We start from the raw sequence: 23,637 nt of genomic DNA on the forward strand, positions 1-23,637 counted from the left end.
GCCGCGCCCAGCTACCGCCGGCCGAACAGCCGCTCGATATCGGCGAGTTTCAGCTCCACATAGGTCGGGCGGCCGTGGTTGCACTGGCCCGAATGGGGCGTGGCCTCCATCTCGCGCAGCAGGGCGTTCATCTCGGCGCCGTTCAGGCGGCGGCCGGCGCGGACGCTGCCGTGGCAGGCCATGGTCGAGCACACTGCTTCCAGCCGCTCCTTCAGCGCCAGGGCCTGACCGTTCTCGGCCAGGTCGTCGGCGATGTCGCGCACCAGGCCGGCGGCGTCGGTCTTGCCCAGCAGGGCCGGCGTCTCGCGCACCAGCACCGCGCCGGGGCCAAAGCTCTCGATCACCAGACCCAGGGCCGCCAGTTCCTCGGCGCGGGCCAGGACGCGCTCGGCCTCGGCGGGGTCCAGGTCCACCACCTCGGGCAGCAGCAGGGTCTGTCGCGCGACGCCGCCGGACTCCATCTCGCCCTTCATGCGCTCATAGACCAGGCGCTCGTGGGCGGCGTGCTGGTCGACGATGACCATGCCGTCGCGGGTCTGGGCGACGATATAGGTTTCGTGCACCTGGGCCCGGGCCGCGCCCAGCGGGAAGTCGACGGGGTCGAACGGCGCGGTGGCATAGTCGCCGGCCTGTGGATAACTTCGCGCCGCGTCGCCGTTCTGCATCGCGTCATAGGCCTGGCCCAGCACGTCGCTGAAGCCGGGCTCGACCCGCGCCGAGACGTCCGACAGGCCCGGCAGCCCCTGCGGACGCGGCGGCGCCCAGCCGCCCTCGCGCCAGGCCGAAAAGCCGGCGGGGGAAGGATCAGCGCGGAACTGGAACGGCGAGCCCCCTTGCGCGCGGATGCTGTCCAGAGCCGCCGTCGCCACCGTGGTCGAGGCCCGATGCCCGGCCCCGGCCAGGGCATGGCGCAGCGCGCCGACGATCAGGCCGCGCACCAGGGCCGGATCGCGGAACCGCACCTCGGCCTTGGCCGGGTGGACGTTGACGTCGACCTCGGCGGTGTCGAGCGACACATAGAGCGCCGCCGTCGGGTGGCGGTCGCGGGCCAGGAAGTCGGCATAGGCGGCGCGAAGTGCGCCCTGCAGCAGCCGGTCGCGCACCGGGCGGCCGTTGACGAACAGGTACTGATGGGCGGCGTTGCCGCGATTATAGGTCGGCAGGCCCGCAAACCCGGTCAGGCGCACGCCGTCGCGGGTCTGGTCGATCTCGATGGCGTTGTCCTGGAAGTCGCGGCCCAGCACGGCGGCCAGACGGGCCAGACGGCCCTGCGGTCCCGGATGCTCGGGCGGCAGGCGCAGGATGCGGCGCCCGTCGATGTCCAGCGAGAAGCCGACCGCCTCATGGGCCATGGCCTGGCGCTTGATCTCTTCGGTGATGGCCAGGGCCTCGGCGCGTTCCGACTTCATGAACTTCAGCCGGGCGGGGGTGGCGTAGAACAGGTCGCGCACCTCGATCCGCGCGCCGTGCGGGCCGGGGAAGGCGGCGGGGGCCACATCGCCGACCTGGCCGCCCTCGACCAGGATCGAGAAGGCGTCCTTTTCGCCCTTGGCCCGGGAAGCGATCGACAGCCGCGCCACCGAGCCGATCGAGGGCAGGGCTTCGCCCCGGAAACCCATGGTGTGGATGCGCAGCAGGTCCCACAGACCGTCGGCGTCGGGGGCCAGTTTCGAGGTGGCGTGGCGCTCGATGGCGACGGGCAGTTCCTCCGCCGACAGGCCCATGCCGTCATCGGCCACCAGGATGCGGGTCAGGCCGCCGCCATGGGCTTCCACCTCGATATGGCTGGCTCCGGCGTCGATGGCGTTGTCGACCAGTTCCTTGATGGCGCTCGCGGGCCGTTCCACCACCTCGCCTGCGGCGATGCGGTTGACGGTCTCGGGCGGCAGGCGGCGGATCGGCATGGTCGGACTTTCGGAGGGCGGGTCACATTAGAGCGATTCCACCGGGATCGACGCCTGGACGCCGCGCGCCTGACGGTCCCGGCCTTGGCTGCGATGACAAGGTTTTGACCGCGCAAGGCCAAGCTTTGGCCGCAAGGATCGCACCATGATCATGGCGCTGTTGAAACCTTGTGGAACCTGCATGAAACGCTCCGGTCTGATCGCGGTCTCCGCCCTTGCTGCGCTGGCCGTTCAAGCCACGTCTGCCCACGCTCAGGTTCCTGAAGACCCCGAGGCCAATCTGGTCGAGGCGCTGGTGGTCAACGCCAAGCTGCCCGGGCCGGCCTGGTGGCGGATCTCCGACGGCGACACCACGATCTACATGTTGGGCACGCTGGCCTCGCTGCCCAAGGGGGCGAGCTGGGATACGTCGGTGCTGGATCGCCGGCTGGACGGCGCCTTCGCCCTGATCCTGCCGCCGGTCGGCCGGGCAGGGGTGACCGACATCCCCGCCATGCTGAAACTGCGCGGCAAGCTGAAATCCGACCAGCCGCTGGACGCCGCCACGCCCGAGCTCGCGCCTCGGCTGGCGAAGGTTCGCGCCCAGCTGGGCAAGAAGCCCGAGGCCTATCGCGAATGGAGCCCGCTCGGCGCCGGGATCATGATCGCCATGGACTATCAGAAGACCACCAGGCTGGACTCGGGCGAACCCGAGCGCACGGTCGGCAAGCTGGCGCGCAAGCATCGGGTGAAGGCCAAGCCCGCCGGGACCTACAAGGCCATGCCGGTGATGAAGGCGGCGGTGCGCGATCACTCCGACGAGGCGGGGCAGTTGTGCCTGGAGGGCGTGCTGAGCGAGGCCGAGGCCGGAACCGCTGCGACCCGCTCGGCCGCCGCCGCATGGGCGCGGGGCGACGTGCGCGAGGCCGTTGCCGGCCCACGCAATTTCCAGCGCTGCATCCGCAGCCTGCCGGGCATGGTCGAGCTGGAACAGCGGGCCATGGACGACGAGGTCGAGGCCCTGACCCAGGCGATGAAGACGCCCGGACACGCCGTGGCCCTGTTCTCGATTCGCGGCCTGGTGGCCCAGAACGGCCTGCTGGACCGCATGCGGGCCCGGGGCTTCACGGTACGGACGCCGGGGGATTAGTCCACACCGCTCTCCCCGGCGAAGGCCGGGGCCCAGATCGAACCCCGTGAGTTCGTCAATCTGGCAGAGGCAGAAGGCGCGTCATCCCCAGACGCTTAGGCTGAATCTGGGTCCCGGCCTTCGCCGGGAAGAGCGGGTTTTTGTGAGCGTGAACGAAAAACGGCCCGGAAGCTTTCGCCGCCGGGCCGTCGAACTGTCGGATGTCGCTAAAGCCTACAGGCCCGGCAGCTTGATCCGGGTCTGCTTGTCGCGGCTGATCACCACCTTGCCGGGGCCCATCAAGGCCTTGAGGCGGGCTTCCTCGGCGCTGGCGTCGACCACCAACGGGGCGTTGGCGCCGGTTTCGGTCGCGGTGGAGGCCACTTCGGCCGCCTTGTCCTTTTTCCAGAACATCACCTTGGAGGCGAAGCTCTCGTCCTTGTGAGCCAGGTCGCCGGTCTCGTCGTCGACGACGAAGCGGATCAGCGGGTCGGCCTTCTCGACGCCGGCGCGGGCGACCAGCAGCTTTTCACCGTCCGAGCGGCCGGCTGCCATGCTCTGGCCGATCAGGGCCTGACGGGCGGCGCTTTCGGGCTGCAGTTCCTGGGGCCGGGGTTCGCCGGGGGCCGGCGGGCGCAGGGCGTAGTCGGGCGGCACCACCAGCGGAGCCTTGGTGACGACGCGGAATTCGTCGGGGACCACCTTGCTCATGCCGAGCGCCTTGGAGGCTGATTGGCAACCGGCGAGGCCCGTGGCGGCCACGGCGGCCAGAACGCTCAGGGTCGCAACCCGATTGAAACTCATGAACCGATGCTCCAGCGGGCCCGTGCGGGCCAAAATTTCGAGCGCTCTCGATACGACATCGGCGCGCGGGCGCCAATGTCTCTTGCGATTGCGGCCTTATTCGGTCGGATGGGCCAGCTTGTCCTCGCCCGTCAGGAAACTGTCGAGCAGCAGGAAGGCCACGCCGACCGAGATGCCGGCGTCGGCGATGTTGAAGATCCACGGGAAATAGAGGTCGCGCACGTCGATGAAGTCGGCGACCGCGCCATAGACGATGCGATCGATCAGGTTGTTGCCGATGGCGCCGCCGATGATCAGCCCCAGTCCGATGGCCATCAGCGGCCTGACCGCCTTGCGCGCCCAGATCGTCAGGGCCACCACCACGACGGCCGAAAAGCCGGTCAGCAGCCAGCGGCTCCACTCGCCGTGACCGCCCAGCAGGCCAAAGCTCATGCCCCGGTTCCAGACCATGGTCAGGTCCAGCGGACCGGGCAGGGGCAGCGTGCCCCGGGCCTGCAGGTCCAGACCGTGCAGGATCCACAGCTTGGACGCCTGGTCGAGCGCCACGGTGGTGACGGCGATGGCGTAGGCGATCCAGCCGTGGCGGGTGATGTTCAGGCGTGTCGTCACTTTGGCGGCCGCTCTCTCGTGAAGCTTGGACGTCTATCTGAAATCCTCTCCCAGAGGGAGAGGAGGGGCCCGCCGCGCAGCGGTGGGAGGTGAGGCGTTACGCCGCTAGCCGGAGTGCCGGCACGCCGTCCTGCTCCGTAACCCCTCACCCTCCCACGCAAGCGTGGGTCCCTCCCTCTCCCTCTGGGAGAGGGCTGAAATCAGGCCTTCTGGCTATCCCACCACGCCACGGCTTCAGCATCGCGAAGGCTAAGCTCCGGATAGCGCGGATCGGTTCCGACCTCGGGCAGGATGCGCCACGAGCGGGCGCATTTATTGCCCTCGGCCAGTTTCGGATCCACCGACACGCCCTTGACCTCGTCGGTCGTGAACGCCCCGCCCTCGCCCGCGACCAGGGTCGCGGCGCTGGTGCGGAACACCTCGGCGGCGTCGAGGCCGTCGAAGGCGGCCAGCAAGTCGGCGTCGGCGACATGCACCACCGGCGCGGCCTCCAGGGCCGATCCGATGCGCTTTTCGCGGCGCTCGACTTCCAGGGCCCCGGTCACCACCGACATCACCATCTCGACCTTGGCCCAGCGGGCGGCCTCGGCGGGGTTTTCCCACTGCGCCGGCGTCTCCGGCATCACCCGCAGGCTGTTGGAGCCCGCCTCGGGGAAGCGCGTCATCCACGCCTCTTCCATGGTGAAGCTGGTCAGGGGCGAGAGCCAGATGGTCAGGCGCTCGAACACATAGTCCAGCACGGTGCGATAGGCCCGGCGGCGCAGTTCCGTCGGCTTGTCGCAGTAGAGGCTGTCCTTGCGGATATCGAAGAACAGGGTCGACAGGTCGCCCTGGCAGAACTCGATCAGCGGCCGGGTGACGTCGGCGAAGCGATAGGTTTCATAGGCGGCGCGGACCTGGCCATCCAGCTCCCACAGGCGGTGCAGGATGAACTTCTCCAGCGGCGGGAAGTCGTCGTAGTTCGTCACCCGCTCGGCCTCATCGAAGCCGGCCAGGGCGCCCAGCAGATAGCGCGTGGTGTTGCGCAGCTTGCGATAGGCGTCGGTGGTGGTGGCCAGGATGGTCTTGCCGATCCGCTGGTCTTCCGAATAGTCGACCATCGCCGTCCACAGCCGCAGGATCTCGGCGCCGCTTTCCTTGGTGACGGTCTGCGGCTCGATGGTGTTGCCCTTGGACTTGGACATCTTCTCGCCGTTCTCATCCTGGGTGAACCCGTGGGTGAGAACCGCCTTGTAGGGCGCGCGGCCGCGGGTGCCGCAGCCTTCCAGCAAGGACGACTGGAACCAGCCGCGATGCTGGTCGGAGCCTTCGAGATAGAGGTCGGCCGGCCAGTGGCTGTCGGCCCGGCCCTCGATCGTGAAGGCGTGGGTGCAGCCGCTATCGAACCAGACGTCGAGGATGTCGCCGACCTTTTCGTACTGGGCGGGGTCATAGGCCTGCCCCAGGAACTCGGCGTCGGGACGCAGGAACCAGGCGTCGGCCCCGCCCTCGCGGATGGCCGCCAGGATGCGGGCGTTGACGGCCTCGTCCATCAGCGGCTGGCCGCTGTCCTTGTCAACGAACATGGCCAGCGGCGTGCCCCAGGCGCGCTGGCGGCTGACCAGCCAGTCGGGGCGGCTCTCGACCATCGAACCGATGCGGTTGCGGCCGCCGTCGGGGTGGAAGGCGGTGTCGGCGATGGCCTGGATGGCGGTCTCGCGCAGGGTCTTGCCGCTCTCCAGCGGTTGATCCATGCGGATGAACCACTGCGGGGTGTTGCGGAAGATGATCGGGGCCTTCGAGCGCCAGCTGTGCGGATAGCTGTGCTCGACGCGGCCGCGCGCCAGCAGGTTTCCGGCCTCGATCAGCTTGTCCATGACCGCGCCGTTGGCGGGGCCGAACTTGCCGGCCTTCTTGCCTTCGGTCTCGATGACCTTCAGGCCCGCGAACAGCGGCACATGCGGGAAATAGGCGCCGTCGGGATCGACGGTGTCGGGGATGGAATCGAGGCTGTAGCCGCTCTTCAGCCAGACCAGATAGTCGTCCGCGCCGTGTCCGGGGGCCGTGTGGACAAAGCCGGTGCCGGCGTCGTCGGTGACGTGGTCGCCGGCCAGTAGCGGCACCTCGAAGGCAAAGCCTTCGTCGAACTGGGCCAGCGGGTGGGCGCAGACGAGACCCGTTGGATCGACGGGCTCGGCGCGACGCCACTGGGCCACCTTGGCGGCCTTGCGCACGTCCTCGGCCAGCTTGTCGGCCACGATCAGGCGATCGCCGACCTTCGACCACGGGGCGAACTCAAGGTTCTCCTCCAGGGCTTCCACCTCATACAGGCCGTACTCGACCTTGGGGTTGAAGCTGATGGCGCGGTTGGCCGGGATGGTCCACGGGGTGGTGGTCCAGATCACGACGCTGGCGTCGTTGGGCGGCAGGCGGAAGACGTTGTCGCCGGCGGCGTTGCCCGACAGCGCATAGTGCTCCTCGTCATAGACCTTGACCGGGAACTTCACCCACACCGTCGGCGAAACATGGTCGTGGTACTCGATCTCGGCGTCGGCCAGGGCCGTGCGCTCGACCGGGCTCCACATCACCGGCTTGGAGCCGCGATAGAGCTGGCCTGAGGCGGCGAACTTGTGGAACTCGGCGACGATCGTGGCCTCGGACGTGAAGTCCATGGTCGCGTAGCGGTTCCACCAGTCGCCCAGGATGCCCAGGCGCTGGAACTCCACCTTCTGGGCCTCGATCCAGCCGCCGGCATATTCGCGGCAGCGCTTGCGGAATTCCTCGGCCGGGACCTCGTCCTTGCGGCGGCCCTTGGCGCGGAACTCTTCCTCGATCTTCCACTCGATCGGCAGGCCGTGGCAGTCCCAGCCGGGCACATAGTCGACATCATAGCCCAGCGCGAAGCGCGAACGGACCACGAAGTCCTTCAGCGTCTTGTTCAGGGCGTGGCCGATGTGGATCGGGCCATTGGCATAGGGCGGGCCGTCGTGGAACACGAACAGCGGGGCGCCGTCGGCCTGACGCTTGGCGCGGACGGCGCCGTACAGGCCCTTGTCGGAGAGGGCCGCCCAGCCCTCGAGGATCTCGGGCTCCTTCTTGGGCAGGCCCCCGCGCATCGGGAACGGGGTGTCGGGAAGGAAGACGGTTTCGCGATAGTCGCGGGCGGGCGTGGCGTCGTCGGCCATGGGAGAGCTATCCAGCTGGGAAGTTCGGAAAAGGGGTGCGGGTCTTGATCCCGGCGCGCGCTCGAACCTGCGTCCAGCGTTACGCCGGGCGGATAATTCGCGAAGGTTTCCGAACGAAAGTCATGGTCTGGGGGATAGCAGAGGGTTGCGGGCAAGGCCAGAGCTAGGACGGCTGGCGCGGGACGCCCCCTCCGTCACGATGCGTATCCGCATCGCGCCACCTCCCCCGCACGCTTCGCTACGGGGCAGGAGGGTGATGTCGCTCTTCTCCTGCCCCGTGAAACGGGGGAGGTGGCGCGGCGCCGATAGGCGACGTGACGGAGGGGGCGCTACGGCGTTGGCCGCCTCTACCCCCGCTTCCGCACCTTCGGCGTGATCGACACCGTCATCAGCCGGCCCTCGCGGATCAGGGTGAACAGCGTCGGCTTGTTGATCGCGTGGTGGTCCAGGGCTCGCAGCAGATCGTCCAGGCCGGTCAGGATCTGGTCGCCGGCCTGGATCAGCAGGTCGCCTTCCTTGACCCCGGCCTTGGCCGCGGGGCCGCCGGCGTCGACATGGGCGACGAACACCGCATAGGGCTGGGTGACGCCGGTGGCGCGGGCCAGACCGGCGGGGATGGGGGCCTGCTGGGCGATCAGCCCGATCGAGCCGCGCCGCACGAAGCCGTGGTCCAGCAGTTCCTGGATCACATAGGTGGCGGTGTTGACCGCCACCGCGAAGCACAGGCCCTGATAGCCGGCGATCACGGCGGTGGCGATGCCCACCACCTCGCCGGCGGAATTGACCAGCGGCCCGCCGCTGTTGCCCGGATTGAGGGCGGCGTCGGTCTGGATCAGGTCCTCGATCAGTCGGCCGCGCTCGCCGCGCAGGCTACGACCCAGGGCCGAGACCACGCCGGTGGTCACTGTGGCCTCAAAGCCCAGCGGCGCGCCGATGGCGATCACCAGCTGGCCGCGTCGCAGCTTCTTGGAATCTCCCAGCCTGGCGATCGGAATGTCGATGTTCTGGTCGACCTTGAGGATGGCCAGATCGGTGTCGGGATCATCGCCGACGCAGCGCGCCGTCAGGCTGCGGCCCTCGGCGGTGATGACCACGTAGCGGGTGGCCCCCTGAACCACGTGGCTGTTGGTCAGGATCAGCCCGCCCGGCGCGAAGGCGAAGCCCGAGCCGATGCCCTGCATGCGCGGGTCTTCCAGCATCGGATGCACGCGGACCACAGCGGGCCCCACGACCTCGACCGCCCGGACCACGGCGTTGGAATAGGCGTCCAGCAGGTCGCCATTGGGCAGGGCGCAATAGCCGCCCTCGACCTCGACGGCCTTGCCGGTGTCGAACACGAACTGGGCGTCGGCCGGATAGGACAGAATCTCGTGACGGCGCTTGGGCGCGGGGCGGCGCGCTCTGGCAAAATGCTCGTACTTGCGCGCTTTCAACATCCCGCCCCCGTGGTGGTTAATGGAGGTTAACAGCGAAGCTCTGGCCAGGGATAGGGGGATCGCCGGTTGGGCGAAGCGGCGACACCGAACGCCCCCTCCGTCACGATGCGTATTCGCATCGCGCCACCTCCCCCGTTTCACGGGGCAGGAGGGGTAGGCTGTTCTTCTCCTGCCCCGTAGCGAAGCGTGCGGGGGAGGAGGCGCGGCGCGAAGCGACGTGACGGAGGGGGCGTTCGGTGTCGACCGCTAAAACCCCGGCGCCACGATCGCTCGGGCCTGGGCTTCATCGCGGCGGATCTGCTCGACCATCAGCTCGATGCTATCGAACTTCTGTTCGGGCCGCAAAAACGCGATCAGCTGGGTTTCGATGACCTGGCCGTAAAGGTCCTCATCGAAGTCGAACAGCCAGGTTTCCAGACGCGTCTCGACCGTGCCGGTGGTGGGATTGTTGCCCAGATTGGCGACGCCGGGCACGGCGCGGCCGTCGGGGAGGCGGGTGCGGGTGGCGTAGACGCCGAGTCTTGGCACCACATAGTCGATGATCTCGACATTGGCGGTGGGAAAGCCAAGCGTGCGTCCCAGTTGCTGGCCGCGCCGGACCACGCCCTCGATGGCGAAGGGGCGGCCCAGAATCCGCGCCGCAGTCTCCGGATGGCCTTCGCGCAGGGCGTCGCGGACGCTGGTCGACGAGAACTTGTCGCCGGCCTTGCCCGCGACAGGCTCGGCGATCGAGACGCCAAAGCCGTGCTGGACGCCATAGGCCTTCATCCCCTCGGGGCTGCCGGTGCGGCCCTTGCCGAACGAGATGTCGAAGCCGGCGGCCACGTGCCGGACGCCCAGTCCCTCGACCAGAACCTGCTCGACGAACTCCCGATCCGAGAAGCTGGCCATCTGGAAGTCGAACGGCAGCAAATAGAGAATGTCGACGCCCATGCCGGCCAGAACGCGGGCCTGCTGCTCGATGGTCATCAGGCGGAAGGCCGGCTCGCTCGGACGAAACAGCCGGCGCGGATGCGGGTCGAAGGTGACCACGCCCAGCGGCGTCTTCAGGGCCAGCGCCGCCCTGGCCGCCTCGGCGATCACCTGCTGGTGGCCGCGATGCACGCCGTCGAAATTGCCCAGCGCCACGGCCGCGCCGCGCTCTTCGGACGACAGGTCCTTCCAGCCGTGAACGATTTTCAGCGTCATCAGACGGCCTTGCGCGGAACCATGATCAGGGCCTCGCCCTCGACCACCGGCTTGCCGTTGACCAGACAGACCGTGGCCAAGGTGACGCGGGCCTTGGCCGCGTCGATCTCGGTGATGGTGGCGCGGGCGGTGACTTCATCGCCGATCTTGACCGGCCGCTTGAAGCGCAGCGATTGCGACAGATAGATCGCGCCCGGTCCCGGCAGCTGCGTACCGATCACCGCCGAGATATAGCCGGCCGACAGCATGCCGTGGGCGATGCGCTCGCCAAAGCTGGTGGTCGCCGCGAACTCGGCGTCGAGATGCACGGGGTTGTTGTCGCCGGTCACGGCGGCAAAGGCGATGATGTCGGCCTCGCCGACCGTGCGAACCAGATCGGCGCTCTGGCCGACGCTGAGCTCTTCAAGAAACAGACCCTGCATGACGCGTTACCCTGCGGTTTTTTGTGCTTTGCGGCGCAATCTAGCGGCTCGTTCGGTCTTCACCAGACCAGATCGCCCACGGCGTGCGTGGCCCCGACCTTGTCGGCCGCCAGCAGAGCCAGCACGGCCTCGGGATTGAGCAGGCCGTCCGGGCCGATGGCCTTCTCGCCATGGATGCCCTTGGCGATGAACAGGCAGGCCAGATTCTGGTTTTCCGCGCCCAGAACGTCGGTGATGACGCCGTCGCCGATGCACAGCACGCGGTCGCGGTCGACGGGCTTGCCGGTCAGTCTTTCCGCCTCGGCGATGGCCAGGTCATAGATCGGCGCGAAGGGCTTGCCGGCCATGATCACTTCGCCGCCCAGGCTTTCGTACAGATCGGCCAGGGCCCCGGCGCAGAAGATCAGCCTGTCGCCGCGCTGCACCACCCGGTCGGGATTGGCGCAGATGAAGGTCAGGCCGCGTTCGGCCGCCACGGCCAAGCGGTCGCGGTAATCTTCGGGGACCTCGGTCTCGTCGTCGAACAGGCCGGTGCAGCCGATGAAGTCGGCGTCCTCGCAGGAACCGGTCAGGTCCAGGTCAAGGCCGGCATAGAGCGGGGCGTCGCGATCAGGACCGATCCGCCAGACCTTGCCCGGAGCGCGGGCCTCCAGCAGGGCGCGGGTGGCGTCGCCGGAGGTGACAAAGCCGCTCCAGGCCGCGCGCGGTACGCCCAGGCTGTCCAGTTGCGAGACCACATCATGCGACGGGCGCGGGGCGTTGGAGATCAGCACCACGGGACCCACCTGCGCGCCCCATTGCACCAGGGCCTCGCAGGCCTCCGGAAAGCTCTGGACGCCGTTGTGGATCACGCCCCAGACGTCGCACAGGACGATGTCGTAGCGGTCGCGGAGAGCCGAGAGGCGGTCTGGAAAATCCATCATGGGGGCGGCGGTACCGGTCGGGAGGGGGGGCGTCAACGCTGGAAGGCTCAGGTGTCGTTGTCGCGCACGCTTTGCAAGAGGCCGAGCTTTCGTCGATCGGCGTTCTGTGACTATGCTCCCGCTGAAGCTGATGAGGGCCTGATGGCGATTCTGATCCTGGGACTTGTGCTGTTTTTCGGCATTCACAGCATGCGCATCGTCGCTGGACCGTTCCGCGACGCCCAGGTCGCGGCCAACCCCGGTCGATGGAAGGGGCTCTATGCTCTGGTCGCGGCGATAGGGCTTGGTCTGATCATCTGGGGCTGGATGCAATACCGGTTGATGGCCCCGCAGCTCTATGACCCGCCGGCCTGGGGCCGGCATGCCGCCATGGGTCTGATGCTGCCCGCCTTCATCCTGCTGGCCGGCGCCAACGGCCCGGTCGGGCGCATCAAGGCGACTGTGCGCCATCCGATGCTGATCGGCGTCATCCTGTGGTCGGCGGGGCACCTGGCGGCCAATGGCGACCTGGCCTCGGTGCTGCTGTTCGGCAGCTTTCTGGCCTATGGCGTGATCGACCTGATCTCGGTGCTGGTCCGCAACGCGCCGCCGCCTGTCGCGACCAAGCCGCTGGCCGACCTGATCATGGTGGTGGCGGGGACGGTGCTCTATGTCCTGTTCGTGCTGTTCCTTCACCGGATCTTCTTCGGGGTGTCGCCGCTGGGCTGAGGCTCAGGTCGCGTCGTGGAAGATCACGCCCAGGGTCCGCCTCCGGCCTGAGCGGATCTCGCTGACACCATGCCGCAATATCCGCCGATGGACGCCGCGCGCGCCTTCGGCCGGCCGCTCGCGGACCGCGAAGATCACGCCTTCGCCCTGGCGCAGGGGCACGACCTGCGGGGCGGATTGCTGGCGGGGTCTCTGTTCGACCAGCACGAACTCGCCGCCCTCGAAGTCGCGGCCGGGCTCGTCCAGCAGGAAGGCGGCCTGCAGCGGGAAGACCTGCTCGCCATACAGGTCCTGGTGCAGGCAGTTATAGTCGCCCGGACCATAAGTCAGCATCAGCGGCGTCGGCCGCGCCTGGCCGGCCGCGTGGCAGCGCGCCAGCATCTCGTCCAGGGTTTCTGGGAAGCGCCTTTCCTCGCCCAGACGCTGCGCCCAGCGATTGGCGATCCAGGCCAGGGGCGGATAGAGGCTCATCCGCAGGGTCTGGATCGGCTGGGGCAGGGGATAGGCGAAGTACTGGTACTCGCCCTTGCCAAAGCCGTGGCGGGCCATGACCACCTTGCTGCGAAACAGCTCAGGCTGGGCATAGAGCGCCGTCAGGTCGGCGCAGGCCTGCGGGGTGAACATCGGGCCGGTCAGGGCCCAGCCGCGGGCGTCCAGTTCAGCGGCGATCCGCTTCCAGTCGGGACTCACGCCGCCTCGCGCGCCAGCAGGGCGGCCTTGCGCTCGACGCCCCAGCGATAGCCCGACAGGCCGCCGTCGGCGCGCACCACCCGATGGCAGGGGGTGATCACCGCCAGCGGATTGGCCCCGCAGGCATTGGCGACCACGCGGGAGGCGCTCGGCCGACCGATGGCGCGGGCGAGTTCTGCATAGGACACCGTCTTGCCGGCCGGGATCTGGCGCAGCATCGCCCAGACCTCGCGCTGCAGGTCGGTGCCCTGGTCGTCGAGCGGCACGTCCAGGCGGCTCTCCGGGCGGTCGATGAACGCCGCCACAGCAGCTAGCTCGGTCTTCAGGCCAACCGGGTCGGCGACCAGTCGCGCTGCGGGGAAACGACGCTCGAGGTCGGCCGTAAGCCCGGCGGCTGCATCACCCAGGGTCACCAACCGCAGGCCCTTGTCCGACCGGGCGACCAGCGTCAGGCCCAGGCTGGATGGGACGATGGCGTAGCGCAGGACCTCGCGCTCGACGTCGGGCTTGCAGCGCAGACAGGCGCGGAAGCCGGCGTCGCGGGCGCTCTGCCGTGTGGCGTGGAACTCGACGTTCTTGCGCAGGGGCTGTCCGCCGCAGCTGGCGACGCAATAGACGCCGGTGGTGCGCACGGCGATGTAGAAGGCGCCCTGGGCGGCGCGGTCCTTGCGGCGCATGGCGTCCCAGCGCGCGTCATCGTCGGGATAGGTCGAAGCGGTCATCGGAACATTTCCTCTGTTGAGGGGAAGATGCGCCCGACGGATCAGCCGGTCATTCCGAAGCTTGCGGCCAGATACCCGAAACTGTCACCAGCCTGAGGCGCGCCGGCGCAGGGCGCCGCGCATGAAGTCGACCGGCGGCTCGGCCTCGGCCAGCACGGCGTCGCGGATGGCGCGGGGTTCGCCGAACAGGTGGCCCTGGCCATAGCCGATGTTGAGATCCAGGATATCGACGATCTGCTTTTCGGCCTCGACCTTCTCGACGATCACCTCGATGCCATAGCGGCGCGTGAGGGCGGCGAAGTCGCTGGCGTTCAAATCGGGCAAGGAGGCGATGACCAGCTTGCCATCCTGCTCCTGCAGCTGGTCCAGCATCATCTGGGCGCCGACCTTGAGGAACTTGACGTCGGCGCGGGCCAGGTCCTGGAAGTCGAGATCCAGGTCATTGACCTTGTCGAGGCTGAAGCTGAAGCCCAGGCTGGCCAGACGCGACATGTGGCGGGCTTCGACCGCGCCGCGACGCTCGAAGGCGGCCTGGCCCAGTTCGAAGATCACCGCGCCGGCCAGGTCCTTGTTGGCCTGCATGAATTCCAGGAACTGCGGGAAGAAGCTCTCATCGGCCAGGCTGGCCAGCGAGATGTTGCAGAAGATCCCGACCTTGCGGTCCTGCTTGGCCAGCCGGCGCACGATCTGCACGCAGCGGAACAGCAGCAGGTTGTCGATGGCGGTCATCAGGCCTTCCGGCTCGGCGACGGCCAGATATTCGGCGGGCATCATCACCCGGCCGGTCTCGTCGCGCAGGCGCGAGAAGCTTTCGTAGAACACGGTCCGGCGCTGGGGCAGGCTGACGATGGGCTGCAGGTACAGATCGACCCGGTTCTCGGCCAGGGCCTCCTGCACGACCTGCAGCATCACATTGGACTGCGGCGTGCGGCCGCGAACCTCGACGCGGGCGGCGGCGACCTGGTGGGTCAGCTGGTGCTCCAGGCGGTCGTTCATGGTGGCGATCAGGTCTTCCAGCTGGTGGACCTCGGTCGACAGCTCTTCGGAACGGCGCTGGGCGTCGATCGCGACGCTCTCGACCAGTTCGGTCATCCGGGCGTCGATCTTCTCGATCTGGTCCAGCAGGATGGCGTGAGCTTCGCGCACCGTGTCGATGTCCATGCGGGTGCGCGCGGACTCGAAGGTGTTGGCGATCATGCCGTGGAAGGCAAAGCACAGCCCCAGCGTGCCGATGAAGGCTGACAGACCGACAGCCGGAGCCGCCCCCGTGCGCCACAGCACCAGGGAGATGATCAGAGCCAGACAAAGATAGGCGCCCGTAAGCAGCGCCAGCATCAGCCTTCGCATCAGTCCGTCCACGCGAATCGTTACAGGCAATCAGACCGGTCCAGGCCTCAAGAGTCGAACAGATTAACGCCCCTGCGCCATTCCGCCTCGCTCCTCAGGAGGCCGGGCATCATAACTCAACCTTGCGAGAACGCCGCATCGACAGCGCGGTCCTGAACTGATAATCACTCGCAAGTTTTCGCGGGAGTCTCGATGTCCGACGGTCTTGCCCTGGTTTCCGGCCTTGACGCCGATCTTGCCGAGCCGCCCTGCGCGCGTTCGCTGGGCGAAGCCTCGCGCGGCGACAAGGGGGTGATCGTCAGCGTCACCGGCCAGACCGGCGCGGCCGAGGCCGTCGATGCCGAGGAACTGGAGCGGCGGCTTCTGGAGATGGGCTTTGTCGAGGGCGCGCGCGTCGAGGTCCTGCACGAGGGCCTGTTCGGCCGCGACCCTATCGCTGTGCGGGTCGACGACACCCGCGTGGCCCTGCGCCGGCGCGAGGCGCATGCAGTGACCGTGCAGTTTGACGGGACCCAGTCTTGACCACCGAAACCGCTATTTTGACCTCCGCCTCCCTTGGGCCGGCGCGGATCGCCCTGGTCGGCAATCCCAATTCCGGCAAGACCGCCCTGTTCAACGCCCTGACCGGCAGCCGCCAGAAGGTCGCCAACTATGCCGGCGTGACGGTTGAGCGGAAGGAAGGGGTTGTGACCACCGCCGCTGGCCAGACCCTGCGCCTTCTCGACCTGCCCGGCACCTATTCCCTGCGCGCGCGCAGTCCCGACGAAGTCGTGACCCGCGACGCCATCCTTGGCCGCCTGGCCGGCGAGGCCGCGCCCGACGTGCTGATCTGCGTCGCCGACGCCACCAATCTGCGGCTGGTCCTGCGGCTGGCGCTGGAACTGAAACAGGTCGGCCGGCCGTTCGTGCTGGCGCTGAACATGTACGACATCGCCCAGCGCCAGGGCCTGCGCATTGACCTGGAAAGTCTGGGCGCCGAGATCGGCGCCCCGATCGTCACCACTGTGGCGACCCGCAAGCGGGGTCTTGATGACCTGCTCGCCCAGGCCGAGGCCCTGATCCTCAGCCGGGCCGGCGAGCACGCCAGCACCTGGCGCGAACCCGACGCGGCCGAAATTCGCGCCGCTCACGCCGAGGCGCAGCGCATCTTCAAGGCCTGCGTGAAGCCGCCGGAGCGGCCCGACACCATCACCAGCAAGATCGACGACGTGCTGCTCAATCCTGCGGCCGGCCTGTTGATCCTGGGCCTGCTGCTGTTTGTGATGTTCCAGGCGGTGTTCACCTGGGCCGAGCCCCTGATGGGCCTGATCGAGGCGGGCTTTGCCGGCCTGAGCGCTCTGGTCGCCGCCGTTCTGCCCGACGGCCTGCTGCAGAGCCTGATCACCGACGGCCTGATCGCCGGGGTCGGCAGCGTGCTGGTCTTCCTGCCGCAGATCGTGATCCTGTTCTTCTTCATCCTGCTGCTGGAAGACAGCGGCTACATGGCCCGTGCGGCCTTCCTGATGGACAAGATCATGGGCGGGGCGGGCCTGCATGGCCGGGCCTTCATCCCGTTGCTGTCCAGCTTCGCCTGCGCCATCCCCGGGATCATGTCGACGCGGGTGATCGACAACAAGCACGACCGGCTGACCACCATTCTGGTCGCGCCGCTGATGACCTGCTCGGCCCGCATCCCGGTCTATACCCTGATCATCGCCGCCTTTATTCCGCAGACCACGGTGTGGGGCTTTCTGTCCCTGCAGGGTCTGGTGATGTTCGGGCTCTATGCCGGCGGGATCGTCAGCGCCCTGCTGGTTTCGTTCGTGATCCGCCGGGTGTTCTGGCGGGGCACGGTCGAGCCGTTCATGATGGAGCTGCCGACCTATCGCTGGCCCGAGCCGCGCAACGTGCTGATGAACCTGTGGACCCGCGCGCGGATCTTCATCAGCCGCGCCGGCCGCATCATCCTGCCGCTGATGGTGCTGGTCTGGGTGCTGTCGACCTTCCCCTATCCGCCGGAGGGCGCGACCGGTCCGGCCATCGACTACAGCTTCGCCGGCCGCATCGGCCACTTCATCGCCCCGGTCATGGCCCCCATCGGCTTCAACTGGCAGATGACGGTGGCCCTGATCCCCGGCTTCGCGGCCCGCGAAGTGGCCGTGGCGGCGCTGGGCACCGTCTATGCCGTCGGCGGCGACGACGAGGCCGGCACCGCCCTGGGCGGCCTGCTGGCCAAGCAGTGGTCGCTGGCCACGGCCCTGTCGTTCCTGGCCTGGTACATCTTCGCCCCGCAGTGCGCGGCGACCCTGGGCGTGGTCAAGCGCGAGACCAATGGCTGGACCTGGCCGACCGTGATGTTCCTGTACATGACCGGCCTGGCCTACCTGGCCTCGTTCGCGACCTATCATATCGCCGTGGCGATGGGCGCGGGGTAGGGGCGGATTGGTTGGCTAGCACGTCTTGTGCTAGGCTTTAGTCATGACGATCCGGGTAGACATCGCCAAGCGGGACGCTTTGGCCGAGTTGGTCGCTCATGTGCGAGCTGGCGAAGAGGTTGTGCTGACCTTCGCCGGAGAGGCGGTGGCGATCGCCAATCCCCCGCCGCCAGAGGCGAAGGCCGTTGAGGAGGGGCGCCGCACCTTGGGTGCATGGAGCCATCTCAATCTCAACATCCCGGATGACCTCTTCATTGGTCCCGATCCGGAGATAGAGGCGGAAATGGACAATCCCATTTTCCCCAAGGACTAACAGCGACCCCAAAACGCCCTTGCGCGTGTCGATCAATGAATGCCCCTATAGGTAGAATTTCGGGGCGTTCAAATGCGGCTTCTTCTCGACACCCATGCGTTCATCTGGAGCGTGATTGATGCGACCAGATTGTCGAAGACTGCGTTCGAAGCGATCTCGGCGAGGCGCAACGAAGTTCTTGTAAGCCCCGTTTCCGCCTACGAGATCGAGTATAAACGCTCCCGAGACGCTGAACTTCAGCGCATGCCGCTCGACCTGGACAACGCCGTGCAGGCACAGGGCTTGGCATGGATAGGCCTGCGATGGCAGGACGCCCGCGACGCGGGTCGGTTGCCATCCGTGCATCGCGATCCGTGGGATCGTCTGCTGATCGCTCAAGCGAACCGCAACGACGCGATCCTCGTCACCCGTGATCGGATGATCGGAGACTACGGCGTCCCGACCCTCTGGTAGGCTCAACGGCGCGCCGATCCTTTGAGGAGGCGTTTGCCGGCGACCCTGGGCTAACCCGTCCTCGCCAGCCCCTTGCCATAGGCCAGCCGCCGCCAGACCCACTCCAGCGGGCCCATCGAGAACTTCGACAGCCACAGCGGCGACCAGATCAGCTGCATCCCCCAGATGATCGCGACGATCACCCAAAGGTCCACGCGGTTGGCGTCGCCATACAGGCCCAGTCCGCGCCCGCCCCAGAAGATCGTGGTCATGATGATCGACTGGCTGATGTAGTTGGTGAACGCCATCTGGCCCAGCCGGGCCAGGGGCGTCAGCAGCTTGCGCAGCAGGTCCAGCTTCAGCAGCAGGATCGCCAGCGAGGCGTAGCCCAGGGTGATGGGCAGGGTCAGGAACTCGAAACCGATCTGCAGGGCCCCGCTGGAGCGCGGCTGGGCGAAATCAATGAGCAGCTTCTCGCGCGACTCCACGCCGGTCACCCACAGGCCGACCGCCCCGAAGGCGACCAGAAGGGCATAGACCCAGCTCGGGGCGCGCCCGGTCAGGAAGCCCCACTTGTAGAGCGCCATGCCCAGCATCATCAGGGCCCCGGTTCGCCAGATCACGACCAGCAGGCTGACCGGCTGCAGGAACATCCAAGCCTTGAAGTTGACGCTCATGGCCCCGGCCAGGCCGGACTTGACGGTGGCGATGGCGGCCGCGATGTCGGCCGGGCTGCCTTTGGACATCTCCTTGAGCACTTCGGCGCGGGTCGCGGCCGGGGCGAAGTCCAGGGCCATGATCGGCAGGATCGCCAGGGCCGACCCCAGCAGGATGATCGTAATGGCGACGATGAACAGGGTGCGCGGCTTCCAGGAGCGGAACAGCAGCACCACAAAGCCGGTCACGGCATAGAGCAGCAGAATGTCGCCATACCAGATCAACAGGCCGTGGATCAGGCCAAACAGGGTCAGCCAGCCCAGTCTGCGGCGTAGCAGGGCCCCGCGCGGCTTGTCGCTGCGCTCGCCGCCGACCAGCAGCAGCGACACGCCAAACAGCATCGAGAACAGGGTGACGAACTTGTAGTGGAAGAAGGTCTGCACCACCCACCAGGCGTCACCCTCGGCCCCGTCCATCGAGAAGGGTGAGAGGTTGGGCGTCATATAGACGTCCATCGGCAGGGCGAAGGCCACGGCGTTGACCGCGAGGATGCCCATGACGCCCAGGCCCCGCAGGACGTCCAGGCTCATATGGCGATCGCCGGCCGTCACCGGCCGCAAGGTCTGAGTCTCGGTCATTGGCGCCCCTCATCGGAGACGCCGCACGCCTAGCGCGTGGGAACCGGCGTCTCGCCCCGATAGTCATAGAACCCGCGTCCGGCCTTTTTGCCAAGCCAGCCGGCCTCGACATATTTCACCAGCAGCGGGCAGGGGCGGTACTTGCTGTCGGCCAGGCCTTCATGCAGCACGTTCATGATGCTCAGCACGGTGTCCAGGCCGATGAAGTCGCCCAGTTCCAGCGGGCCCATCGGGTGGTTTGCGCCCAGCTTCATGGCGGTGTCGATGGCGTCCACCGTGCCCACGCCCTCATAGAGGGTGTAGATCGCCTCGTTGATCATCGGCACCAGCACGCGGTTGACGATGAAGGCGGGGAAGTCTTCGGCGTTGCTGGTGATCTTGCCCAGCGACTTGGCGAAGGTCACGGCCGTCTCATAGGTGGGCACGTCGGTGGCGATGCCGCGAATGATCTCGACCAGCTTCATCAGCGGGACCGGGTTCATGAAGTGCAGGCCGATGAACCGTTCGGGGCGGTCGGTGGCCGAGGCCAGGCGGGTGATCGAGATCGACGAGGTGTTCGAGGCCAGCAGGGTGTCGGGCTTCAGGTGCGGCTGCAGGCTGCGGAAGATGGCCTTCTTGGTCTCTTCGTTCTCGGTGGCCGCCTCGATGGCCAGATCGGTCTGGCCCACGGCGTCCAGGCCCTCGGCGGGCTTGATTCGGGCCAGAGCCCCGGCCATGGCGGCCTCGTCGATGATGCCGCGACCCACCTGGCGGGCCAGATTCTTCTCGATCAGCGCCAGGCCCGCGTCGATGCGGTCGCGCGTCACGTCGTGCAGCAGAACCTCATAGCCCGCCAAAGCGCAGACATGCGCGATGCCGCAGCCCATCTGGCCAGCGCCGATTACGCCGACAGACTTGATTTCACTCATGAACGCCAAGCCTTCGCCTGATACGGCGCTGGGACCCTGGTCCGCGCCCTGAATTGTGATGCGTTTTCTAGCACGAGAAAGCACGCCCTCGCCAAGGCTTTGCTGCGACGCAGCGGGGAAGTGTCGCGCTATCCCGCAGGGGGATAGGGATGGGCCCGGCCTTCAGGGTCTTCCACCGTCCCGTTGTCCAGATAACCGGGCCCCACCGGGACCTTTCCGTGGCCGCCGGGGATGTCGAGAATATAGGTCGGCTGGCACAGGCCCGAGATCGCGCCACGCAGGGCCTTCATCAGCGCTTGGCCCTCATCGATCGTGGTGCGCAGGTGGGCGGTGCCGGGCGCATAGTCGTGATGGTGCAGGTAATAGGGCTTGATCCGCGTCTCGACGAAGGCCCGCATCAGGGCGCTCAGGGTCTGGGGATCATCATTGATTCCGGCCAGCAGCACGGTCTGGCTGATCATCGGGATGCCCGCATCGACGATCCGGCCGCAGGCGGCGCGGGCGGCGGGCGTCAGCTCGCGGGCATGGTTGGCGTGCAGCGCGACATAGACCGCCTTGCCGCTGGCCTTCAGCGCGTCGACCACCTCGCCGGTGATCAGCGCCGGATCCACGGCCGGCACGCGGGTGTGGAAGCGCACCACCTTCACATGCTCGATCTGCGCCAGCCGCTCGCCGATGTCGCGCAGGCGGCGCGGCGACAGCACCAGCGGATCGCCGCCGGTGACGATCACCTCCCAGATCTCCGGCTGCGCGGCGATATAGGCGAAGGCGGCGTCCAACTGGGCGGGCGACAGGGTCTTGAGCCCCTCGGGGCCCACCATCTCGCGGCGGAAACAGAACCGGCAATAGACCGCGCAGGTGTGGGTGGGCTTGAGCAGCACCCGGTCGGCATAGCGATGGACGACGCCCTCGACCGGACTGTGGGTCAGGTCGCCGATCGGGTCGGGATCCTCGCCGGGCGTGCTGACCAGCTCGGCGACCTGCGGCAAGAACTGGCGGGCGATGGGGTCGGCTTGGTTGGCCGGCTCGATCAGGGCGGCCATGTCGGCGGTGATCGCCACCGCATATTGCGCCGCAACGCGCTCCAGCGCCGGCAGGCGCTCGGGAGCGATCAGGCCGGCGTCGGCCAGGGCGGCGGCGCTGCGAAGGGTGTGGGCGGGGGGCATGGGAGGGGCGGGATATGGGGCAAAATGGCTGCAGATACAATGTTGGCGCACTTGCCCCCTACGGGCTGCTGCGCAGCCGTCTTCCCCCGGAGGGGGAAGATGAGGTCCGCGCTCTTCCTCTTCCCCCGCCGGGGGAAGACGATCGCGAAGCGATCCGTAGGGGGCGAGTGACTAGGCCACAGGCGCCCACATCACCTGATCCACCCGGGTCGCTCCCGCCGCCAGCATCGCCAGCCGGTCAAAGCCCAGGGCGCAGCCCGACGCCTGGGGCATGATCGCCAGAGCCGCCAGGAAATCCTCGTCGAGGGGATAGCGCTCGCCATAGATCCGCGCCTTCTCGTCCATCTCCATCACAAAGCGGCGGCGCTGCTCGACCGGATCGGTAAGCTCGCCAAAGGCGTTGGCCAGCTCCACCCCGCAGGCATACAGCTCGAAGCGTTCGGCCACGCGCGGGTCGCCCGGCTTGGGCCGCGCCAGGGCGGCCTCGGCCACGGGGTATTCGCACAGGAGGGTGGCGCGCCCGACGCCCAGCCGGGGCTCGACCTTCTCGACGATCACCCGGCTGAAGATGTCGGCCCAGCTGTCGTCGTCGGCCACCCGGATCCCCGCCGCCCGCGCCGCAGCGGCCAGCCCGTCGCGGTTGGTCTGGCCATCGGGACCCAGGCTGGCCAGCAGATCAACGCCGGCATGACGCAAGAACGCCTGGGCCACGCTCAGCCGCTCGGGCGGGGCGAAGGGATCGCAGTCCAGGCCCCGGAAGGAAAACCGACGCGTCCCCGCCGTCTCGGCCGCGATGGCCAGCAAGGTCGCGCAGTCGTCCATCAGCACTTCATAGGGCGCCCCGGCCCGGTACCATTCCAGCATCACGAACTCGGGATGGTGCAGCGGCCCGCGCTCGCGATTGCGCCACACCCGGGCGAAATCGAAGATCCTTTCCTCGCCCGCCGCCAGCAGCTTCTTGCAGGCAAATTCCGGCGAGGTGTGCAGATAGAAGGCCTGGTCCGGCTCGCCCGTCAGGCTGGTCAAGGTGGTCGAGAAGGCGTGCAGATGGGCCTCGTTGCCGGGCGACACCTGCAGGGCGGCGACCTCGACCTCGACGAAGTCCTGGCCCTCGAACCAGCCGCGCACGGCGCGGGTGATGGCGTTGCGGGCCAGCAGGAAGGGCCGGCGGTCGGCGTGAACCGACGGCGTCCACCACGGTGACCTTGGGGCAGAAGGCATGTCAGCGGCCAAGGGAGCTCCCGCAACAGAGACTGGCGATCTTGCCGCGTTCGCTATAGGAGGGCGGTCACAAGATCTCTACTCCATTCGCGCGGCCGTCTCCGGGCAGCGCCCGGAAAGCCCAAGGACTGAAGAAGTGAAGGTAGCCGCCAGCTCGCTCCGCAAAGGCGCCGTCGTCGATATGGACGGCCGCCTGTATGTCGTTCTGACCGTCGACAACATCCACCCCGGCAAGGGCACCCCGGTGACCCAGCTGAACATGCGCCGCATCAGCGACGGCGTGAAGGTTTCGGAACGCTACCGCACCACCGAGCAGGTCGAGCGCGCCTTTGTCGACCAGCGCGACCACACCTTCCTGTACCAGGATGGCGAGGGCTTCCACTTCATGAACCCGGAAAACTACGACCAGGTCGTGGCCAGCCCGGACGTGATCGGCGACGCCGCGCCCTATCTGCAGGAGAACATGACGGTCCAGCTGTCGACCCACAACGACATCCCGATCGCCATCGAACTGCCGCGCACCATGATCCTGGAAGTCGTCGACACCGAACCCTCGGTGAAGGGCCAGACCGCCAGCTCGTCCTACAAGCCGGCCCTGCTCAGCAACGGCATCAAGACCACCGTTCCGCCCTATATCGCCGTGGGCGTGCGGGTGGTGATCCTGACCGAGGACAACTCGTATCAGGAACGCGCCAAGGACTAGGGACGGGTGTCCTTCTCCCCTTGCGGGAGAAGGTGGCCGCGCAGCGGACGGATGAGGGGTTTCTCAGAACCGTCCGCGCGACCCCTCATCCGTCGCCTGACGGCGACACCTTCTCCCGCAAGGGGAGAAGGAAGAGATCAGAAGGCCCGGCGTGAAAGCG

22 protein-coding genes and 1 pseudogene are annotated in these 23,637 nt (G+C 67.7%); 7 read left to right on the forward strand and 16 right to left on the reverse strand.

Annotated elements, in window-relative coordinates; all coding sequences use genetic code 11:
- Nucleotides 1–11: 11 nt before the first annotated feature.
- Nucleotides 12–1,904, reverse strand: coding sequence for a DNA mismatch repair endonuclease MutL (mutL, locus tag ACW17Z_RS14725; protein ID WP_492056539.1), 1,893 nt, complete (start codon nucleotides 1,902–1,904; stop codon nucleotides 12–14).
- Between the two features lie 181 nt (nucleotides 1,905–2,085).
- Between mutL and ACW17Z_RS14730 the strand changes: the two genes are divergently transcribed.
- The gene (locus ACW17Z_RS14730; RefSeq protein WP_492056540.1) at nucleotides 2,086–3,033 is read left to right on the forward strand and encodes a TraB/GumN family protein; all 948 of its coding nucleotides are present in this window, start codon (nucleotides 2,086–2,088) and stop codon (nucleotides 3,031–3,033) included.
- A 213-nt stretch (nucleotides 3,034–3,246) separates the two neighbouring features.
- Here ACW17Z_RS14730 and ACW17Z_RS14735 read toward each other — a convergent pair whose 3' ends face one another.
- The 7 genes from ACW17Z_RS14735 to ACW17Z_RS14765 all read right to left on the reverse strand — a co-directional run bounded on the left by ACW17Z_RS14735 (nucleotide 3,247) and on the right by ACW17Z_RS14765 (nucleotide 11,558).
- Complete coding sequence (locus tag ACW17Z_RS14735) at nucleotides 3,247–3,816, reverse strand: DUF3035 domain-containing protein (RefSeq protein WP_419318534.1); 570 nt, start codon at nucleotides 3,814–3,816, stop codon at nucleotides 3,247–3,249.
- A 96-nt stretch (nucleotides 3,817–3,912) separates the two neighbouring features.
- Nucleotides 3,913–4,425 carry a signal peptidase II gene (gene lspA, locus ACW17Z_RS14740; RefSeq protein ID WP_492056541.1) on the reverse strand — a complete coding sequence of 171 codons (513 nt, stop codon included), beginning with the start codon at nucleotides 4,423–4,425 and terminating at the stop codon, nucleotides 3,913–3,915.
- 200 nt (nucleotides 4,426–4,625) lie between these two features.
- Nucleotides 4,626–7,589, reverse strand: a complete 2,964-nt coding sequence (ileS, locus tag ACW17Z_RS14745) for an isoleucine--tRNA ligase (protein WP_492056542.1) — start codon at nucleotides 7,587–7,589, stop codon at nucleotides 4,626–4,628.
- 347 nt (nucleotides 7,590–7,936) lie between these two features.
- The gene (locus ACW17Z_RS14750) at nucleotides 7,937–9,025 is read right to left on the reverse strand and encodes a S1C family serine protease (RefSeq protein WP_492056543.1); all 1,089 of its coding nucleotides are present in this window, start codon (nucleotides 9,023–9,025) and stop codon (nucleotides 7,937–7,939) included.
- Between the two features lie 246 nt (nucleotides 9,026–9,271).
- On the reverse strand, nucleotides 9,272–10,213 hold the full coding sequence (locus tag ACW17Z_RS14755; RefSeq protein ID WP_492056544.1) for a bifunctional riboflavin kinase/FAD synthetase: 942 nt from the start codon (nucleotides 10,211–10,213) through the stop codon (nucleotides 9,272–9,274).
- A complete protein-coding gene (locus ACW17Z_RS14760) occupies nucleotides 10,213–10,635 on the reverse strand; it encodes a MaoC family dehydratase (protein ID WP_492056546.1) in 423 nt (140 codons plus the stop codon). Before ACW17Z_RS14760 ends, ACW17Z_RS14755 begins: the two co-directional genes overlap by 1 nt.
- A 59-nt stretch (nucleotides 10,636–10,694) precedes the next feature.
- Nucleotides 10,695–11,558, reverse strand: a complete 864-nt coding sequence (locus ACW17Z_RS14765; protein WP_492056547.1) for a TIGR01459 family HAD-type hydrolase — start codon at nucleotides 11,556–11,558, stop codon at nucleotides 10,695–10,697.
- Nucleotides 11,559–11,699: 141 nt separating this feature from the next.
- Here ACW17Z_RS14765 and ACW17Z_RS14770 point away from each other — a divergent pair, with 141 nt between their 5' ends.
- Nucleotides 11,700–12,266 (forward strand): NnrU family protein, encoded by a 567-nt coding sequence (locus tag ACW17Z_RS14770; protein WP_492056548.1) that lies wholly within the window; start codon nucleotides 11,700–11,702, stop codon nucleotides 12,264–12,266.
- A 3-nt stretch (nucleotides 12,267–12,269) separates the two neighbouring features.
- On the opposite strand, the gene ACW17Z_RS14775 is transcribed toward ACW17Z_RS14770, so the two are convergent.
- The 3 genes from ACW17Z_RS14775 to tipF form a co-directional block, all read right to left on the reverse strand.
- Nucleotides 12,270–12,956 carry a 2OG-Fe(II) oxygenase gene (locus ACW17Z_RS14775; protein ID WP_492056549.1) on the reverse strand — a complete coding sequence of 229 codons (687 nt, stop codon included), beginning with the start codon at nucleotides 12,954–12,956 and terminating at the stop codon, nucleotides 12,270–12,272.
- Nucleotides 12,953–13,678: a methylated-DNA--[protein]-cysteine S-methyltransferase gene (locus ACW17Z_RS14780; RefSeq protein ID WP_492056550.1), complete on the reverse strand. Its 726-nt coding sequence runs from the start codon at nucleotides 13,676–13,678 to the stop codon at nucleotides 12,953–12,955. The genes ACW17Z_RS14775 and ACW17Z_RS14780 overlap by 4 nt, the downstream gene beginning before the upstream one ends.
- Before the next feature lie 84 nt (nucleotides 13,679–13,762).
- A complete protein-coding gene (gene tipF, locus ACW17Z_RS14785) occupies nucleotides 13,763–15,025 on the reverse strand; it encodes a flagella assembly cyclic-di-GMP phosphodiesterase TipF (protein ID WP_492056551.1) in 1,263 nt (420 codons plus the stop codon).
- A 192-nt stretch (nucleotides 15,026–15,217) separates the two neighbouring features.
- Here tipF and ACW17Z_RS14790 point away from each other — a divergent pair, with 192 nt between their 5' ends.
- The 4 genes from ACW17Z_RS14790 to ACW17Z_RS14805 all read left to right on the forward strand — a co-directional run bounded on the left by ACW17Z_RS14790 (nucleotide 15,218) and on the right by ACW17Z_RS14805 (nucleotide 18,205).
- Nucleotides 15,218–15,547 (forward strand): FeoA family protein, encoded by a 330-nt coding sequence (locus ACW17Z_RS14790; RefSeq protein WP_492056552.1) that lies wholly within the window; start codon nucleotides 15,218–15,220, stop codon nucleotides 15,545–15,547.
- A complete protein-coding gene (gene feoB / locus ACW17Z_RS14795) occupies nucleotides 15,544–17,439 on the forward strand; it encodes a ferrous iron transport protein B (RefSeq protein WP_492056553.1) in 1,896 nt (631 codons plus the stop codon). The genes ACW17Z_RS14790 and feoB overlap by 4 nt, the downstream gene beginning before the upstream one ends.
- 79 nt (nucleotides 17,440–17,518) lie before the next feature.
- Nucleotides 17,519–17,752: a hypothetical protein gene (locus tag ACW17Z_RS14800; RefSeq protein ID WP_492056554.1), complete on the forward strand. Its 234-nt coding sequence runs from the start codon at nucleotides 17,519–17,521 to the stop codon at nucleotides 17,750–17,752.
- Between the two features lie 72 nt (nucleotides 17,753–17,824).
- Nucleotides 17,825–18,205 carry a type II toxin-antitoxin system VapC family toxin gene (locus ACW17Z_RS14805; RefSeq protein ID WP_419318508.1) on the forward strand — a complete coding sequence of 127 codons (381 nt, stop codon included), beginning with the start codon at nucleotides 17,825–17,827 and terminating at the stop codon, nucleotides 18,203–18,205.
- 50 nt (nucleotides 18,206–18,255) lie between these two features.
- Here the strand turns inward: ACW17Z_RS14805 and ACW17Z_RS14810 are convergent, their stop codons facing one another.
- From ACW17Z_RS14810 to epmA, 4 genes are all read right to left on the reverse strand, one after another.
- Nucleotides 18,256–19,479 (reverse strand): DUF418 domain-containing protein, encoded by a 1,224-nt coding sequence (locus ACW17Z_RS14810; RefSeq protein WP_492056555.1) that lies wholly within the window; start codon nucleotides 19,477–19,479, stop codon nucleotides 18,256–18,258.
- 29 nt (nucleotides 19,480–19,508) lie between these two features.
- Complete coding sequence (locus ACW17Z_RS14815) at nucleotides 19,509–20,387, reverse strand: 3-hydroxybutyryl-CoA dehydrogenase (RefSeq protein ID WP_419318504.1); 879 nt, start codon at nucleotides 20,385–20,387, stop codon at nucleotides 19,509–19,511.
- Nucleotides 20,388–20,515: 128 nt separating this feature from the next.
- On the reverse strand, nucleotides 20,516–21,553 hold the full coding sequence (locus tag ACW17Z_RS14820) for a lysine-2,3-aminomutase-like protein (protein ID WP_492056556.1): 1,038 nt from the start codon (nucleotides 21,551–21,553) through the stop codon (nucleotides 20,516–20,518).
- A gap of 171 nt (nucleotides 21,554–21,724) precedes the next feature.
- Nucleotides 21,725–22,774 (reverse strand): EF-P lysine aminoacylase EpmA, encoded by a 1,050-nt coding sequence (epmA, locus tag ACW17Z_RS14825; RefSeq protein ID WP_492058540.1) that lies wholly within the window; start codon nucleotides 22,772–22,774, stop codon nucleotides 21,725–21,727.
- A 136-nt stretch (nucleotides 22,775–22,910) separates the two neighbouring features.
- Here epmA and efp point away from each other — a divergent pair, with 136 nt between their 5' ends.
- Nucleotides 22,911–23,477: an elongation factor P gene (gene efp / locus ACW17Z_RS14830; protein WP_419318500.1), complete on the forward strand. Its 567-nt coding sequence runs from the start codon at nucleotides 22,911–22,913 to the stop codon at nucleotides 23,475–23,477.
- A gap of 9 nt (nucleotides 23,478–23,486) precedes the next feature.
- Here efp and ACW17Z_RS14835 read toward each other — a convergent pair.
- A pseudogene (locus ACW17Z_RS14835) lies at nucleotides 23,487–23,598 on the reverse strand (hypothetical protein); the annotation flags it as partial.
- Nucleotides 23,599–23,637: the final 39 nt, after the last annotated feature.

It is taken from the genome of Caulobacter sp. GSs2 (assembly GCF_058680895.1).

Bases quoted from the DNA above. Each gene is read 5' to 3' on its own strand.
- mutL (WP_492056539.1), bottom strand. From the start codon at position 1,904: ATGCCGATCCGCCGCCTGCCGCCCGAGACCGTCAACCGCATCGCCGCA.
- ACW17Z_RS14730 (WP_492056540.1), top strand. From the start codon at position 2,086: ATGAAACGCTCCGGTCTGATCGCGGTCTCCGCCCTTGCTGCGCTGGCC.
- ACW17Z_RS14735 (WP_419318534.1), bottom strand. From the start codon at position 3,816: ATGAGTTTCAATCGGGTTGCGACCCTGAGCGTTCTGGCCGCCGTGGCC.
- ileS (WP_492056542.1), bottom strand. From the start codon at position 7,589: ATGGCCGACGACGCCACGCCCGCCCGCGACTATCGCGAAACCGTCTTC.
- ACW17Z_RS14750 (WP_492056543.1), bottom strand. From the start codon at position 9,025: ATGTTGAAAGCGCGCAAGTACGAGCATTTTGCCAGAGCGCGCCGCCCC.
- ACW17Z_RS14755 (WP_492056544.1), bottom strand. From the start codon at position 10,213: ATGACGCTGAAAATCGTTCACGGCTGGAAGGACCTGTCGTCCGAAGAG.
- ACW17Z_RS14760 (WP_492056546.1), bottom strand. From the start codon at position 10,635: ATGCAGGGTCTGTTTCTTGAAGAGCTCAGCGTCGGCCAGAGCGCCGAT.
- ACW17Z_RS14765 (WP_492056547.1), bottom strand. From the start codon at position 11,558: ATGATGGATTTTCCAGACCGCCTCTCGGCTCTCCGCGACCGCTACGAC.
- ACW17Z_RS14770 (WP_492056548.1), top strand. From the start codon at position 11,700: ATGGCGATTCTGATCCTGGGACTTGTGCTGTTTTTCGGCATTCACAGC.
- ACW17Z_RS14780 (WP_492056550.1), bottom strand. From the start codon at position 13,678: ATGACCGCTTCGACCTATCCCGACGATGACGCGCGCTGGGACGCCATG.
- tipF (WP_492056551.1), bottom strand. From the start codon at position 15,025: ATGCGAAGGCTGATGCTGGCGCTGCTTACGGGCGCCTATCTTTGTCTG.
- ACW17Z_RS14790 (WP_492056552.1), top strand. From the start codon at position 15,218: ATGTCCGACGGTCTTGCCCTGGTTTCCGGCCTTGACGCCGATCTTGCC.
- ACW17Z_RS14805 (WP_419318508.1), top strand. From the start codon at position 17,825: ATGCGGCTTCTTCTCGACACCCATGCGTTCATCTGGAGCGTGATTGAT.
- ACW17Z_RS14810 (WP_492056555.1), bottom strand. From the start codon at position 19,479: ATGACCGAGACTCAGACCTTGCGGCCGGTGACGGCCGGCGATCGCCAT.
- ACW17Z_RS14815 (WP_419318504.1), bottom strand. From the start codon at position 20,387: ATGAGTGAAATCAAGTCTGTCGGCGTAATCGGCGCTGGCCAGATGGGC.
- ACW17Z_RS14820 (WP_492056556.1), bottom strand. From the start codon at position 21,553: ATGCCCCCCGCCCACACCCTTCGCAGCGCCGCCGCCCTGGCCGACGCC.
- epmA (WP_492058540.1), bottom strand. From the start codon at position 22,774: ATGCCTTCTGCCCCAAGGTCACCGTGGTGGACGCCGTCGGTTCACGCC.